The following is a 14110-nucleotide window of genomic DNA, read 5'->3' as shown; positions in this document are numbered from 1 at the left end:
GAGCATTAGCTAATTTTTAAAGTCGATTTTTCATCTATCGCACTTAAAGCTAGAGCCCAAAATAGTAGCATTAAAAGTGCATTTTCATGGTGAAATGTTGTATTTGCAAGTGAGATTATATTATTAGCCATAAGCATTAAAAGTGCAAGAAAAACCATGCTATTTTGTATAAAATTTTTAATAAATTCTATAAAGAGTGATAGTTGAAATACCAAATATGCAAGCAAGGCAACGATGCCCTTTTCTGTTAAAAATGTTAAAAAGGTATTGTGTGCGTGACTAACATGAACTTCACCATTGCCTGGAAAATATTTTGTTATATCAATGATCTTAAACTCACCAGAACCTATCCCAAATAAAGGGTGGTCTAACCACGTATAAAACGCGCTAGCAAAGATAGGATATCTAGTCTCTGATCCAGTTACCCCCTTTGTTAGTTGACTATGCAATCTATCATCTTGAGTGATATTCGTTGATATATATATATAAGAAATAGCTATTACACTAAAGAAAATTATCAAGCCTAATAAAAATTTTATTTTTATCTGTTTATTTAAAATTTCAAAAAGTAAGTAAGCAAAAATAACGATTGGTAAAAGATACATTGTAGCTCTAGAGCCAGCTATCATTATTCCAAGGATGCAAATTCCGGCAACACTTATGCCTATATACTTTTCAAAAATTTCTTTACTATTTATCGAAACTAATGCTACACAAAAAACTAGCAGCATAAAAATAGCACTATGATTTACGTGTCCTATTGATTTAAGCTCAAAAAGTGCAGTCGGATCACTTGATGTAAATTTCTTAACACAAGCTGGAATAAATGCAACGATAAAACCAGAAAATAAGGCAAAAAATAAAAATTTAAAATTTATTTTTTCTACACCAACACTTCTAGCTACAAAGAAAAATAGCATACACCTTAGCGGATCAAGCGCTCTTGATGCAGAAACTCCATTTACCAAGCAGCTTACAAAAGTAGCCAAAACAAAGATAAAAAGCGAGATATTTATGAGATCAAATTTAAATTGCTTTTTTTCTTTGACGCAAATATAAATTCCAGCCAAGACAAAAAGTGTAAGCGAAATTTGCTTTAAGCCCTCAGTTACCGGTAGTGTAAATAAGACAATAACTAAAAAGAGATTGTAGAGCTTAGAGGCAATGTCGTTTTTCATGCAGATCCTTTAAATTTTAAGTGGGCATTTTATCATTGCTGAACTAAAAATAATATACAATTAAACAAAAATTAAAAGGAAGTATCGTGCCTAATGTGAAAATAAGCTTTGTAGTGCCTGTTTTTAACAAAAAAGAGCATATTAGATATTGTTTGAATTCACTTATATCTCAAGATATGGATGATATTGAGATCATAGTTGTAGATGATGGAAGCAATGATGGCACGTCTCAAATTTTAAAAGAGTACGAAGATAAAATAATATTAAAAACAAAGAGTAATGCCGGTGTTAGTGCTGCTAGAAATGATGGCATATTGTTATCTAGTGGCAAATATACTATCTGTATAGATGCTGATGACTATATAGAAAAGGATTATGCGTCATGCGTTTATGATATCGCAAAAAAATTTGGCGCCGACATGGTGATAACAGATATGTGTAAAGTTTATGGTAATAAAAAGCTCTTTTTGAAGGATTTTGAGACAAAAGAGGATAGTGTAATCGATAAAAATGAGTATCTAAAAAAACTTTTAGCCTCAAGACATAACAAAGTTTTGCACAATGCGGCAAACAAGGCGATTAGGACTAAAATTTTAAAAGAAAATTTATTTCCAGTTGGAATCACACAAGCTGAAGATTTTCACGCTGTAGTGAGAAATGTTATCGCTTCAAAAACTCTTGTAAAGCTAAATAAGGCATTTTATTATTATAAGATCGGAGACAACAATACTGCTGGTTTTGAAAAGCTAAAAGCTGTGATGGATCATAAATTTGTCTATGACGACATAATCTCAATTTTAAAAAACAAAAATTTAGCACTTGAAATGGTGCCTGATCTAGAGCTTAGAAAGATAAAAAGCGTCTATATGCCAGCTATTTCGGCGAGACCAAATCTAAAAAATAGTAGCTATGTAAAGGCACTTGATCTTTTTTATGAAGATATTGATAGCATCATAAATTCAGCTGGTTTTTCAAAACTTAGACTAAAACAGAGAATTTTGCTTAAAGTACTAAAAAATGTAAAATCGTATGAAAATGTATCAAAAATTTTAAAAATCTTTAATACAATAAATGGCTTTTTGTCAAATAAAAAAATGAAAGAATTTAAAGAGTAGAAGATGATAAATATACTTGAGCTTGAAAGCTCTCTTGGATTTGGTGGGCAGGAACACCGCACACAGCGTGTGATAAATGGACTAGATAAGAGCAAATTTAAGGTTTTTTACGGCCTAAATCCTGGCTCAAAAAGCTTTGAGAAGCAAATAGAGTGTGAATTCGTTGAGTTTAATCTCAAAAAGTCTTTTAATATCTTTGAAATTTTAAAAATTTGCAAATTTGTAAAGCAAAATAATATAAAAATTATCTCAACGCACTCAGGCAAAGACGGTACAATAGGCGCTATAGTGGGCAAAATTTGTGGCGTTAGTGTGGTTCGCACTAGGCATTTACAGCTGCCTATCACCTCGCCACTACCTTATAACCTAAGCACAAAAGTAGTAGGCGTGTGTGACTCAGTTTGCGTTGATCTTATAAAAAGAGGTGTCAAAAAAGAGAAGGTACTAAAAATCTACACTGGCATCGATACACAAAAATACACGCCAGAATTTAAGATAAATATTAAAAAAGAATTTGGCCTAAGTGACGATGTGGTGGGTGTTTGTATCGTGGCAGTGCTAAGGGCTGCTAAAAACCACAAGCTCTTAATCGATGCATTTAGTGAACTAAATTTAGAAAATTCAGCTCTTTTTATCATAGGTGACGGTCCTCAAAATGAGAACCTAAAAGAGTGTATAAAAGATAAAAAAAATATATTCATGCTTGGCAACAGAACCGATGTGAGCGATTTTTTGGGCTCACTTGATATCTGTGTGCTACCTTCAGACATGGAGGCTATCGGTGGAGCGCTACTTGAGGCGTCTTCGTGTAAGCTAGCTACCATCGGAAGCGACGTGGGTGGTCTTGGCGAGGCTGTGAGTGATGGAAAGAGTGGATTTTTATTTCAAAATGGCGATAAAGAGGGGCTAAAAAAGGTGCTTGAAAAGCTTATTTTGGATGAAAATTTAAGAAAACAGATGGGTGAGTTTGGCAGAGAGTATGTAAAAGAGATATTTAGTATCGAAAAAATGATAGAGAACACACAAAATTTATATATGGAACTTGTAAAATGAGCGTACCAGTTTTGATGTATCATCATGTGCTTAAAAAAAGTGGGTTTATTGCAAGTAGCGTAGATGAGTTTAGAGATCAGATGAAATTTTTGGCTCAAAATGGCTACAAATCGCTAAGTTCGGCTGAGTTTGTAGCATATAAAAAAGGTGAGCTTAGTGTGCCAAAAAAGAGTGTCTTTATCACATTTGATGATGGCTGGAAGGATAATTTTATCTACGCATATCCTATTATCAAGGAATTTAATCTTAAAGCGACTATTTTTCTAGTTGCTGGCTGGATAGAGCAGGCGAGTAGAAAAAGTGGCGAGTTTATAGAGCTAGATCATAATGAATACAAAAATGCTGCACCAACTAGACCTGAAGATGTATTTTTAAACTACGAGGAAATAGCAAAGATGAAAGAGTGCTTTGACTTTCACTCGCATACTTATACGCATTTTGATGATTATTTTGGTATTTGTGAAATGAAAGAAAATTTTACAAAATGCAAAGAATTTATGTATAAAAATTTTGGCTTTGATGACAAGCTACTTTGCTGGCCAAGAGGTAAATTTAATGATGAGCTAAAAAATGTGGCAAAAAGTGTCGGCTATGAGGTATTTTTCACAACAAAGCGTGGGATAAATAAACCTGATGGTGTACTCGATGATATAAGGCGCATAGCTGTAAAAAAAGATGCAAGTTGGCTAAAAAAGACACTATTTATCTATCAAAATGACTTTTTAGGCTCAATATATTCAACACTAAAATCTTAGGAGAAATTTTACTTTGTAAAAATTCTCTCATTTTTAGCAATATGTTTTTCATAAAATCTTGAAATTTTGTATGAGAAATTTTTATTAGATTTTTTAAAAAGAGAATTTATCTTCTCTTTTTGCTTTCTTTGGTTTTCCAAGCTAGAGTTGCCTAGTTCCTCTGGATGAGAAAAGATGTTGCTAAAATACATTTTTAGATCAGTGTTTTTTAGGATCGCTTCCCATTTATCGGCTCCGTAAAGACCATCTTTGTAAAAATCAAGCAGAGCTTTTGCACTCTTTCTTGTTAGAATATAAGCAGCAGTTCTATATATACTAGCGTATGAGTATGGTGAGATAAGATATAAATTTTCTTTTATTTTTTTGCCAAAAGCACGAAATCTACTATTTAAACCATCTTGCACACCACATATTAAAATGCTATCACTACTTATATCTTTGCATAGCAAAAAGGCCTCATTTATTAACTCGTCATTTCCAATAACATCATCCTCTAATATTAAAGTAAATTCCGCGTCGCCTTGTAAAAAATCCTCATAAGCTTTTATGTGTGACATTGTACATGCTAGCTCACCTGGTGTCGCAATTAATGGCGGTATTTTAAATTTATAATCTTCATTGCAAGATTTTAATAAGCAATCTATCATTGCATTGTAATACTCATTGACACTAAAATTTTTAGCATCAACCGCATCTATTATTTTAAATTCATCATATCTGTTAAATTGTCTTTGTAAATTTTGCCTTCGCTCTTCATCTCTTTTTAATGATATTACATAGACGGGATTATTCATTTTTTTGCTCCAACTTTTAAGTCAAATTCTAACTTGACTTTATATGCAAGGCCTGCTAGATCAAGCTCTTTTTTATTTATATGCTTTTGGGTGTTGATTAAATCGTCACTAGAATTTCTTTTATAAATTCCAGCGATTCGAGCTTCTTCATCAGCGTTTAAAATACAAAGAATGTCACATTTACTTATACGTAAAAGTGGATTTGCGCTTACGTATATTACGACTTTTACAAATGGCATGATAAATTTAAAAAATGGTTTTAACTCATCTTGATGATCGCTTTTGATTTTTATCTTTGGACGAGCTATAAATAAATTTAGGCTCATTACATCATCATCGATTACAGCGATTTGATAAGGTTTAAAGTTTTTAAATCCATTTTTTCTAATTTGTTTTGCAAGTGTACTTTTGCCACTACCGTGAAGCCCAGTAAGAGCGATTAAGGCTTGTTTTTTATCTTTTAAAATTTCTTTACAAGCCTCATTCAATGCCTCAAGCATTATTTATAGTCTCTATTTCTAAAATTTGAATATAAATTTCCTAGCACCGGCGTAGAATAGATAAAAAGCTTCTTTTTGACCCTAAAAATGTAGTCTTTTTCACTTTTTGCATTGTTTGAGATATCGATACGTCTTATCTTAAATTTATCATCTCCTGCGCAAAATCCACCATCTATCACACTAAAAGCAAAGTCATAATACTCTCTTACAACCTTTAGTGAAAGCTCGTTAAAGTGCCCTTTGGGAAAGCAAAAGCCAAATTCTTGTTTTTCGGGAAATAGCTCTTTTATCTTAGCTAGAGAGCTAGAAAATTCCTCTCTTAATTTTTCTTCATCATTGCATTTACAAGAAAAGTGGTTCGCTGTATGGCTATCAAACTCAAAAAGCCCGCTCTCTTGCATCTGTCTGATCTCGTCTAAATTTAAAAAATACTCTATATCTTTGTTGTAGTCGATATCTTTGTGTATCTTAAACGAAAAATCGTAATCCTGCCTTTTAAAATCTTTGATCTTATCTGTTATTAAAAAGCACACAGCTGGGATATTTAGCTCTTTTAGGATAGGAAATGCAAATTTATAATTATCAAAATATCCATCATCAAAAGTTAACAAAATGCTCTTTCTTGAGGCTTTTACTCGGCCACTAGCTATATCTTTAAACTGGCTGTAGTTTATAAATTTATAGCCCTCATCTAGCGCCATAAGAAGTGCTTTTCTAAATAGCTCTGGCTTAATGGCAAAGTCATTTTCATTATTATTGCAGTGATGCATCGTTAGCACGCAAACTGGGTAGTTCATTTTTGCTCCAGTAAATTTTTAATAGCCTCTTTTAGCGCCTTGTGGCTAAAGTTTTCATTCACAAATTTAAAGGCATTTTGTGAGTAAATTTTAGCTTTTTCAGGCTCATCTATCAGCCCTAAAATACACTCTTTTAGTGAAACCTCATCTAAATTTTTAGCACAAAGCCCACGCTCTTTATCTTTAACTAGCACGTTCATCGGCGCGTTATCATAGACTACAACTGGCACTTTTGAGCTCATCGCCTCAAGCAAAACTGTGCCAAGCCCCTCAGAGTGCGAAGCAAATACGTAGATATCAAAGCTTTTTATAACATTTGCCGCGTCATTTCTAAAGCCAGTGAAGATGATCTTATCTTTTTCATCAAACATAGAGGCGATCTGTTCTTTTGTGCTGTCGCTAATGTTGCCAGAAAAAACAATAGTCGCATCCTTTGTCTTTAAAATTTCTTTTGCGGCACTTGCAAAGTCAAAGACCCCTTTCTTGCGGTAAAGTGAGGTAAAAGTGCCGATGACTAGCTCGTTTTTAGCGATCCCAAACTCATCTCTAAAAGTGCTTTTTGTGCTATCAATCTTTTCAACATTAACCGTGCTTGGCATAAAAACTAGCCTATCTTTGCTAACGCCAATACTTAGAAGATACTCTTTGACACTATCTGAGATGTATAAAATTTTATCAAATAGCTTTTTGTGCATGAGTTTTGAAAGAAAGCCTTTTATAGGAAAAAGATTATGCCTTTCCTTGTAAAATTTAACGCCCTTGCTTCGGTAAAAAAGCCCAGCTATGGCTCCAACCCAGCTATCAGTCGAGCCATGCGTGATTACGATATCTATCTTGTTTGAGCTTATCGCTTCGCAAAGTGCTGGTACGCTTTTATGAAAATTTTTCTTATTCATCTCTTGTGCTATAACACTAAAGCCTTCTTTTTTTGCAATACTTTCTATATGAGAGTTTGGGTTACAAAAAAGTATGACATTGTGACCCATCTCGCGCATAAAACGCATCTCATTTAGCGTCTTATTTTGCTCGCCACCCCAGTTAAAAAGTGTCTGCGTGTGAAGAATATTCATCTACCTATCCTAAAATTTCTTTTATTTTGGCTTTTATTTTTGGCATTTCGTCGCTAAAATCCATCAATGTCTTTTCTATGCCATGCTTTGCTATGCCCTCTTTATCGCAAGGCACAAAGTCCCAGTCTTTTTGATAGACGATGTGTTTGCCCATGCTTTGTATGCCATTTTGCGCTGTGTAGCCATTTTCCATAAGTGAGTTATCCCAAGGCCCCCACTCAAAAGCATTGCTTGGACCAAAAAAGGCTATGACTGGCACGTCATTTGCCGCAGCGATGTGCATTATAGCAGTATCAACACCGATAAAAAGGCTTGAGTGCTTTGATAGGGCGATCGTTTGTTTCAAATTTAGCTTGCCACCTAAATTTATAGGCTCACTTTTGCAAATTTTTAACACGCTTGCTAGCTTTTCTAGCTCATTTTCTTTATTATCACTTGTTAGCACAACCTTTACGTCAAGCTCATTTTCGCAGTAGTCGATGAGCTCTGCCATACTCTCATCATTTGCGCATTTAAACATCCAGCGGCTTGTAAGATGCATATGTACAAAGCGTTTTGGTAAATTTAGATGCTCCACACTCTCGTCCGAAAATACACTCACCTTTTTGCTAACCGGTTCAAATCCCAAAGCCCTTAAAGCGTTTAGATTATGATCGATCGTATGTGAAAAATTTTCATAGTATTTTGTTTTGATGTTTAGAAGTTTATTTATTGATTGATTTTTGCCAAGAAAGCCTACTATTTTTTTGATCTTTGCATATTTTGAGATGATGATGCCGCGGTCTCCCGTGGTTGTTTGCACGGCCATATCGTATTTTTCTTTTTTGATGGCTTTTATAAATTTTATCTCGGTAATTAGTTTTTTTAAAAAGCCAGAATTCGCACTTTGCCTATCGTAAATGTGGATTTTATTTATATAAGGGTTGCCTTCTATCATCGCTTCTGTGCCTTTGTTTAGGGCAAAGTCGATGGTCGCATCTGGGTAGTAGTGGTACAAATTTTCAATGAGTGGCGTAGTCAAAAGCACGTCGCCGATGTTTCTAAATTTAATCACAAGTATTTTCATTTTATATATTTCCAAAATGTGTACTGGGCGTAAAGTCTGGCGATAACGTAGCCAGTAAAGCCCTCTTTAAAGCCACCTTTTAGCACGTAAAGCTTAAAAAATGTCCACGCTGGACTCGTAAGTGCCTTTAGTAAATTCCTTTTCGCCCCCATGCTTGAGTAGCGGTTTTGCTTAGCTATAAACTGCTCGATACTCTCATATGCATAGTGTAAGAAGTGATTTTTAAGCACTCCAAGCTTTTGTGTGTTGTCATTTAAAATAACCTTTTCATGTACGGCTCTGCCGTCAAATTTGGCAAAATTTTTGTTAAAAAGCCTCACTGTGTAGTCCGGATAGAGCCCCATATTTTTGATTGCTTTGCCAAAGAAAAAATTTAGCCTTGCTACGTTGTAAGCGCTAAATTTAGGCTCTTTTAGCGCGCTAATGATCTCATTTCTAAGCTCATTTGTGATCACTTCATCGCTATCAAGCACAAAGACCCACTCATTTTTGGCTAGATCTACGCCCTTTTGCTTTTGCGCGCCAAATCCCAGCCAAGCTTGCTCGTGAAATTTCACATTGCTAAAGCCATCACAAATTTGCCTTGTGCTATCTTTTGAACCACTATCTACAACGATGACCTCATTAGCAAATTTAGCACTTTCAAGTACCTCTTTTAGATATTTTTCGCTATTACAAGTTAGAATGATAACGCTTAGCATTTATACTCTTTTTCGTAAAATCTCTTAAACCTTTGGTGGAACCAAAAGTACTCCTCAGGCTTTGCTCTTACCATCTCTTCGCACGCACTGCACTGCATTTGCGTCGCTTTTTGCACGGCCTCTTCTTTGTCAAACGTGCTTATGTCTATAGGCTCTTCAAAGCAAATTTCATTTAAATTTTTCTCTTTTTGATAGATAAACGCATTTATGATAAGGGCATTTGTCTTTTGCGCTAGCACGCTCGCAGCTGGCGTGTGAAGCACATCTTTGCCAAAGAATTTCACCTTTATCCCATCTTTTGGTGCGGTGTTTTGATCTACCAAAATCCCTACTATTCGCCTAGCTTTTAACGCTTTTAAGATATCTTTTGCACCGCCATCTTTGTCGATAAGCTCCACGTCAAATTGTGATCTGTTGGCTCTTAAAATTTTATCCATGACGCTACTATCAAGCCTTCTGCCAAGCACTGATGATGGCCCAAAATAAGCTGCAACTGCTAGGCCAAATATCTCCCACTGCCCAAAATGCGCAGTTGTGACGATGATAGGCCTGCCAGACTTCATCGCATCAAGTAAAAAGTGCTCATTTTTAAAAACAACTTGCTCTAGTATCTTTTGTTTTGTTGTGTTTTGGTTTAGGATGAAATTTATACCAAGGTATTTTGCAAAGTTGTAGTAGCATTTTTTGGCGATCTCAAGTTTCTCTTCTTTGGTTTTTGACTCGCCAAATGCAAGATTTAAATTTGTCATAACGACGTGGAATCGCTTTTTATTAAGCTTCATATACGAAAAAGCTAAAAATTTAGCGAGCAAATCTCTAAGTGAGCTAGGTAGTAAAAATATAAAAAACTTTAAAGTATAAAAGCCAGCCAGATAGAGCCTATCCATTTAGTAGCCTTTTTGCAAAATTTGCGATCGTTTCTGGGAAAATTTCTCTAATGCAAAAGTCGTTTTTATCGATACTTCTGGCATCTATTTGCTTGCCCATATCTATAACTAAATTTTTATCCGTGATGTAAGCATTTCTGTGGCTTGGACGGTTACCAAAAAGTGTGATAGAAGGCTTATTCATCGCCCAAGCAAGGTGTGTTAGGCCACTATCGTTGCCAATTACTAAATCACAGCTTGTAATGAAGCTTATCATCTCTTTTATGTTAAGTTTTTCAAGTAGCTTTGCCGAGGTGCCTGAGATGATCGCCTCAGCCCTTACTTTCTCGCTCTCACTTCCGTAGCAAAGGTAAATTTCGCGCTCTTCAAGTAGTCTGATCACATCTTTAAATTTGTTATAAATTTTGCTTTCTTCACTTGCAAATGCGGCGATTAAAACTCGTTTTTTACCACTTTCATTTTTATAAATTTCACTTGCTTCAAAGCAAGGTACTTTCTCTAAAATTTCACTTGCTTCAAAGCTAAAATTTAGAGCAAAAGCCACAAGCGCTAAATTTCTAATGATTATATTTTCGTTGTAATCAATTTTAAATTTATACCTATAAAGCCTAGCTGCGATCTTTTCTTTTACACTTTCTCTGCTAAAGCCATAAGTTTGCTTGCCTATTATTTTTGCTACGATGGCTGATTTAAAAAGTCCTTGCAGATCGATCACTTTGTCAAATTTACCAAGAGTTTTTAGTATCTTGTAGCTTTGTTTAAAGCTTTGTTTAAGCGGCAAAACGACTAGCTCGTCGATAAGCGGATGATCTTTTAAAAGGCTTGCAAAACGAGTATCAGCTAACCACGTGATATGGGCATTTGGATAGTGCTTTTTGATAAACTGAAGTACAATAGCTGCGTGCACGATATCCCCAAGAGCGGAGAGTTTGACGATGGCTATTTTTAGTTGATTTTTGTTTTGCATTGATCACTTTAGATATAAATTTTTGGTATGATTTTAAAAAAAAATGCTTAAAAAAGGGCTAAAATGGCGAAAAGTTACATCTGTGTCTTTGACTGCGAGACGATACCTGATGCAAATTTGATAAGAAAAATTTATGGCATTGATGGGAGCGATGAAGATGTGAGCGTGCAAGCGATGGCACTGCAAAAAGAGGCCAGTGGTAGTGAGTTTTTGCCTGTGATGTTTCATAGAGTAGTCACCATTTCTGCTGTTATGGCTGATGAGTACGGCAAATTTTTAAAAGTTAGCACGATGGAGGGCAAGGATGAGCGCGAGATCATCGCTAAATTTTTAAAATTTATAAATGATTATAATCCAAGGCTTGTTAGCTTTAATGGAAGGGGTTTTGACCTGCCGATGTTAATGGTGCGTGCGATGCGCTACAATCTAAATGCGGCGGCATATTACGAGAGCGAAAATAAAGAGCTAAATAAAAACAAATGGGAAAACTATAGGGCAAGGTATTCGCCTAAATTTCACCTTGATCTGCTTGATTTTATAAGCGATTTTGGAAGTGTGAGAGGACTAAAACTAGATACTCTTTGCGCTAGCTTAAATTTACCTGGAAAATACGACGTGCACGGCGATCAGGTGCTTGAGCTTTACTACGCAGGCGAGCTTGATAAGATCAACGAATACTGCGAAAGTGACGTACTAAACACCTACTGGCTCTTTTTAAAATTTGAGCTTTTACAGGCAAATATCTTGCAAGATGACTATATAAATCACCTAAACGTGATGAGTGAATTTCTAGCCAAAAACTGCGCTCACAGAGGATACACTGAGGTCTTTTGCGCTGCGATAAGCGACGAGCTAGCTAGACTTAATGGCAAGCTTGATTACGAGATCAAGGTTCAAAAAGAGAGTGAGGATTACGAGGAATTTAATGATTTTAGTGATCTTGACGGCACAAAAGATACACCAGAGCAGCTAAAGGAGCGTTTGGTAAGACAAGGGCTTGATGGGCTTTTAAAAAAAGCGAGCGAAGTTACACCAGCTACCAAAAAAGATAAGAGTTTTGCTGAAGAGAAACTACCTGAAATAAATTTGGACGAAGAGTAGAAATTCTACGCTTTTAGGCCGTAAAATATCTTTTGCTACTCTATGGAATTAATATCCTGATCCGCGGAATATCACGGATATTCAAATCCAAATTCATACTCTTTTAAAACTCCATTAGAAAAGATGAATTTCTCGTAGTAGAGTGGCATATCAAATTCTTGTAAGAGTTTGCTTTCATTTTGCTCAGTGATGTAGGTGACGATAGAAATGGCGTTTTCTTCTTGTAGATCGTTTGGCTTACCTAGTTTCTTTAAAATTTGGTCTTGTTTGTCGCCAAGTTTGATGCCAGAATTTGTAGTAAAATCTTTTATTATATTTGCTTTTCGCAAAATATTTTTGATGCTAATTGGGTCACCTATGACTGCTAAGTTACCTTTACTCCACTATTTTCTGTTTGTTCAAATTTTTAGGTCAATATTTTATAGTAACTTTGCTAGGCATTAAAAGTTTATAAGCATATAAATTTTTGTCCTATTAACATGTTACTCAAATTACCTAGTTACTGCTTATTTTTTCATAAAATTTTTTCTCATGTCACTGAGAATTTTTGGAGTGATTTGATTTATATAAAGTCTATCGTCTTTATCATGATTCGTATAGTAATTTTCTACTTTACTAATCTTTTCGTCGCTCGTATTTTCATCTATGTATCCAAATTTCCAAGTGTACTCATACAAATAAAATTTCGAGGCTAATTTTTTAAAAAGTATATAAAAGTCTACTATATTTCCATCTCTGTCTTGGGTTCCGCCTTTAAACTCAATTATATTACCATTAGCTGTAACATTCCACATGGACATATCGTCGCAACAAAAACTCCATTTTTTATCTTGTCTTTGTAAATAATTGCGCACTCTTTTATGCCTATTACTTGACCCAGATTGTCTTCACTATAATTACGTAAAATTTTTACAGAATAGCTATCGCTGCCCGTTTTAAAATAATAGTTAGATACGTCTTTGTATTTAAAATTTGGTATTTCATCTTTTCCCATACCATTGAAGGTCAGCAATGATACTAATAAAAATACACTATTTAAAAATTTGAAAAATTTCATATTCTATGATCCATCGGTACTATATCCATTAGGATTTTTTATTAGGAATTTTTTAACAGCATCCGTATCATATTCTACACACTTGTCGTTACATTGAAAATTCAAGACTTTTGTTAGAAGCGAAACAATGATCGAATTTTCTTTTTTGTTTAACTCATAGCAATTAGTTACATTGCTCCTTGTGTCATTTAAAGAGCAGCTATTGATGATACAAAGATTTTTCTTTTTATTTATTTCTGTAAAAAATACTGATTTTATTTCATCTAGAATGTCTATAATATCAGGTTTTATTAAGGTTTTATCTATGTTTAAAAGCACCATTTGTGTTTTGTTGTTTTGCGTTTTTAAAAACGTAAGCACAGCTAAAGCACCATCTAATTTTACTGCAACTGGCTTATGGGGCATTGTATTATTGCTATCTATTTTGCATTGCTCCCAGTCATCTTTTGTCCATTGGCTTTGAAGCTTTTTAGAGATAAACATGCAGTTTATTTCGGCTCTATTGGCATTTTTTTGAGGCTCAAAAACGTTTAAATTTATGACTATTAAAAAGCTTATTAATAGTATGGTTTTAAATTTAATCTTTTATCCTTTGTAAATTTATTAGTCAGGTAAATTCTTGGATGTAAATTTATAAACATCTACGCTACCATCTTTTTCCTCATATAGCCATAGCTCACAGATATTTTCAGGATTAGTGTCAAATAACTGAACCAAGAGAGTGTTTTTGTTTATCCATTTAAAATCAAAGTCATAAGAATAGTTATTTGCATCATAGGTCTTGTATCTTATATTTTTCATACATTCTATGTCTTTTATAGGAGGTTCATAAATAAGAACATTTAAAATCGGCTCTTTATACATATTTAATATTGTATCTCTGCGGTAAGTGACCATACTTTCAACCCAAATTTTCTTTGCAAGCTTTTTACAGTCTTTATTCAAAAACTTTTTAGGTATCGTTTTTCTTTCCCAATCATCCCCACTAATCTCTATTGCAAACGACATATTTAATGCTATAAGTGATATTAAAGCTATTTTATAGATCGTTTTCATTAGTACGTTATTC

17 protein-coding genes are annotated in these 14110 nt (G+C 34.4%); 4 read left to right on the top strand and 13 right to left on the bottom strand.

The window, feature by feature from the left end; genetic code table 11:
- Positions 1 to 5 precede the first annotated feature (5 nt).
- Positions 6 to 1178, bottom strand: a complete 1173-nt coding sequence (locus CYP54_RS04330) for an O-antigen ligase family protein (RefSeq protein WP_103604335.1) — start codon at positions 1176 to 1178, stop codon at positions 6 to 8.
- 86 nt (positions 1179 to 1264) lie between these two features.
- Between CYP54_RS04330 and CYP54_RS04325 the strand changes: the two genes are divergently transcribed.
- Genes CYP54_RS04325 through CYP54_RS04315 form a run of 3 tightly spaced genes read left to right on the top strand, consistent with a single transcriptional unit; the run spans position 1265 to position 4101 of the window.
- Positions 1265 to 2293 (top strand): glycosyltransferase family 2 protein, encoded by a 1029-nt coding sequence (locus CYP54_RS04325; RefSeq protein WP_181001520.1) that lies wholly within the window; start codon positions 1265 to 1267, stop codon positions 2291 to 2293.
- A 3-nt stretch (positions 2294 to 2296) separates the two neighbouring features.
- Complete coding sequence (locus CYP54_RS04320; RefSeq protein WP_103604333.1) at positions 2297 to 3346, top strand: glycosyltransferase; 1050 nt, start codon at positions 2297 to 2299, stop codon at positions 3344 to 3346.
- Positions 3343 to 4101, top strand: coding sequence for a polysaccharide deacetylase family protein (locus CYP54_RS04315; protein WP_103604332.1), 759 nt, complete (start codon positions 3343 to 3345; stop codon positions 4099 to 4101). The genes CYP54_RS04320 and CYP54_RS04315 overlap by 4 nt, the downstream gene beginning before the upstream one ends.
- 8 nt (positions 4102 to 4109) lie before the next feature.
- On the opposite strand, the gene CYP54_RS04310 is transcribed toward CYP54_RS04315, so the two are convergent.
- The 8 genes from CYP54_RS04310 to waaC are packed head-to-tail and all read right to left on the bottom strand — an operon-like array spanning position 4110 to position 10883.
- Positions 4110 to 4895, bottom strand: a complete 786-nt coding sequence (locus CYP54_RS04310; protein ID WP_103604331.1) for a glycosyltransferase family 25 protein — start codon at positions 4893 to 4895, stop codon at positions 4110 to 4112.
- Positions 4892 to 5395: a nucleoside/nucleotide kinase family protein gene (locus CYP54_RS04305; RefSeq protein WP_103604330.1), complete on the bottom strand. Its 504-nt coding sequence runs from the start codon at positions 5393 to 5395 to the stop codon at positions 4892 to 4894. Before CYP54_RS04305 ends, CYP54_RS04310 begins: the two co-directional genes overlap by 4 nt.
- A complete protein-coding gene (locus tag CYP54_RS04300) occupies positions 5395 to 6192 on the bottom strand; it encodes a polysaccharide deacetylase family protein (RefSeq protein WP_054197090.1) in 798 nt (265 codons plus the stop codon). Before CYP54_RS04300 ends, CYP54_RS04305 begins: the two co-directional genes overlap by 1 nt.
- A complete protein-coding gene (locus CYP54_RS04295; RefSeq protein WP_103604329.1) occupies positions 6189 to 7262 on the bottom strand; it encodes a glycosyltransferase family 4 protein in 1074 nt (357 codons plus the stop codon). Before CYP54_RS04295 ends, CYP54_RS04300 begins: the two co-directional genes overlap by 4 nt.
- Before the next feature lie 4 nt (positions 7263 to 7266).
- Positions 7267 to 8328: a putative lipopolysaccharide heptosyltransferase III gene (gene rfaQ, locus CYP54_RS04290; protein WP_103604328.1), complete on the bottom strand. Its 1062-nt coding sequence runs from the start codon at positions 8326 to 8328 to the stop codon at positions 7267 to 7269.
- Positions 8325 to 9029, bottom strand: coding sequence for a glycosyltransferase family 2 protein (locus CYP54_RS04285; protein WP_103604327.1), 705 nt, complete (start codon positions 9027 to 9029; stop codon positions 8325 to 8327). Before CYP54_RS04285 ends, rfaQ begins: the two co-directional genes overlap by 4 nt.
- Entirely contained in the window at positions 9023 to 9916 is an 894-nt protein-coding gene (locus CYP54_RS04280; RefSeq protein ID WP_103604326.1) for a lipid A biosynthesis lauroyl acyltransferase, read from the bottom strand. Before CYP54_RS04280 ends, CYP54_RS04285 begins: the two co-directional genes overlap by 7 nt.
- On the bottom strand, positions 9909 to 10883 hold the full coding sequence (gene waaC / locus CYP54_RS04275; RefSeq protein ID WP_103604325.1) for a lipopolysaccharide heptosyltransferase I: 975 nt from the start codon (positions 10881 to 10883) through the stop codon (positions 9909 to 9911). Before waaC ends, CYP54_RS04280 begins: the two co-directional genes overlap by 8 nt.
- A 63-nt stretch (positions 10884 to 10946) precedes the next feature.
- Here waaC and CYP54_RS04270 point away from each other — a divergent pair, with 63 nt between their 5' ends.
- Complete coding sequence (locus CYP54_RS04270; RefSeq protein ID WP_103604324.1) at positions 10947 to 11984, top strand: 3'-5' exonuclease; 1038 nt, start codon at positions 10947 to 10949, stop codon at positions 11982 to 11984.
- 71 nt (positions 11985 to 12055) lie between these two features.
- On the opposite strand, the gene CYP54_RS04265 is transcribed toward CYP54_RS04270, so the two are convergent.
- The 4 genes from CYP54_RS04265 to CYP54_RS04245 form a co-directional block, all read right to left on the bottom strand.
- The gene (locus tag CYP54_RS04265; RefSeq protein ID WP_219810468.1) at positions 12056 to 12313 is read right to left on the bottom strand and encodes a hypothetical protein; all 258 of its coding nucleotides are present in this window, start codon (positions 12311 to 12313) and stop codon (positions 12056 to 12058) included.
- A gap of 177 nt (positions 12314 to 12490) precedes the next feature.
- Positions 12491 to 12838, bottom strand: coding sequence for a hypothetical protein (locus CYP54_RS04260; protein ID WP_141108512.1), 348 nt, complete (start codon positions 12836 to 12838; stop codon positions 12491 to 12493).
- Between the two features lie 206 nt (positions 12839 to 13044).
- The gene (locus tag CYP54_RS04250) at positions 13045 to 13524 is read right to left on the bottom strand and encodes a hypothetical protein (RefSeq protein WP_103604320.1); all 480 of its coding nucleotides are present in this window, start codon (positions 13522 to 13524) and stop codon (positions 13045 to 13047) included.
- Between the two features lie 120 nt (positions 13525 to 13644).
- Positions 13645 to 14097 (bottom strand): hypothetical protein, encoded by a 453-nt coding sequence (locus CYP54_RS04245; RefSeq protein WP_103604319.1) that lies wholly within the window; start codon positions 14095 to 14097, stop codon positions 13645 to 13647.
- Positions 14098 to 14110: the final 13 nt, after the last annotated feature.

The organism is Campylobacter concisus (assembly GCF_002914005.1).
Classification (GTDB): domain Bacteria; phylum Campylobacterota; class Campylobacteria; order Campylobacterales; family Campylobacteraceae; genus Campylobacter_A; species Campylobacter_A concisus_N.
Note: the sequence above shows the minus strand (reverse complement) of the source record. Positions and strands in the feature narration are given on the sequence as shown.

Excerpts from the sequence above, each read along its gene's own strand:
- CYP54_RS04280 (WP_103604326.1), bottom strand. The coding sequence starts at position 9,916 with ATGGATAGGCTCTATCTGGCTGGCTTTTATACTTTAAAGTTTTTTATA.
- CYP54_RS04315 (WP_103604332.1), top strand. The coding sequence starts at position 3,343 with ATGAGCGTACCAGTTTTGATGTATCATCATGTGCTTAAAAAAAGTGGG.
- CYP54_RS04250 (WP_103604320.1), bottom strand. The coding sequence starts at position 13,524 with ATGTTTATCTCTAAAAAGCTTCAAAGCCAATGGACAAAAGATGACTGG.
- waaC (WP_103604325.1), bottom strand. The coding sequence starts at position 10,883 with ATGCAAAACAAAAATCAACTAAAAATAGCCATCGTCAAACTCTCCGCT.
- CYP54_RS04270 (WP_103604324.1), top strand. The coding sequence starts at position 10,947 with ATGGCGAAAAGTTACATCTGTGTCTTTGACTGCGAGACGATACCTGAT.
- rfaQ (WP_103604328.1), bottom strand. The coding sequence starts at position 8,328 with ATGAAAATACTTGTGATTAAATTTAGAAACATCGGCGACGTGCTTTTG.
- CYP54_RS04305 (WP_103604330.1), bottom strand. The coding sequence starts at position 5,395 with ATGCTTGAGGCATTGAATGAGGCTTGTAAAGAAATTTTAAAAGATAAA.
- CYP54_RS04330 (WP_103604335.1), bottom strand. The coding sequence starts at position 1,178 with ATGAAAAACGACATTGCCTCTAAGCTCTACAATCTCTTTTTAGTTATT.
- CYP54_RS04300 (WP_054197090.1), bottom strand. The coding sequence starts at position 6,192 with ATGAACTACCCAGTTTGCGTGCTAACGATGCATCACTGCAATAATAAT.
- CYP54_RS04245 (WP_103604319.1), bottom strand. The coding sequence starts at position 14,097 with ATGAAAACGATCTATAAAATAGCTTTAATATCACTTATAGCATTAAAT.
- CYP54_RS04310 (WP_103604331.1), bottom strand. The coding sequence starts at position 4,895 with ATGAATAATCCCGTCTATGTAATATCATTAAAAAGAGATGAAGAGCGA.
- CYP54_RS04320 (WP_103604333.1), top strand. The coding sequence starts at position 2,297 with ATGATAAATATACTTGAGCTTGAAAGCTCTCTTGGATTTGGTGGGCAG.
- CYP54_RS04285 (WP_103604327.1), bottom strand. The coding sequence starts at position 9,029 with ATGCTAAGCGTTATCATTCTAACTTGTAATAGCGAAAAATATCTAAAA.
- CYP54_RS04295 (WP_103604329.1), bottom strand. The coding sequence starts at position 7,262 with ATGAATATTCTTCACACGCAGACACTTTTTAACTGGGGTGGCGAGCAA.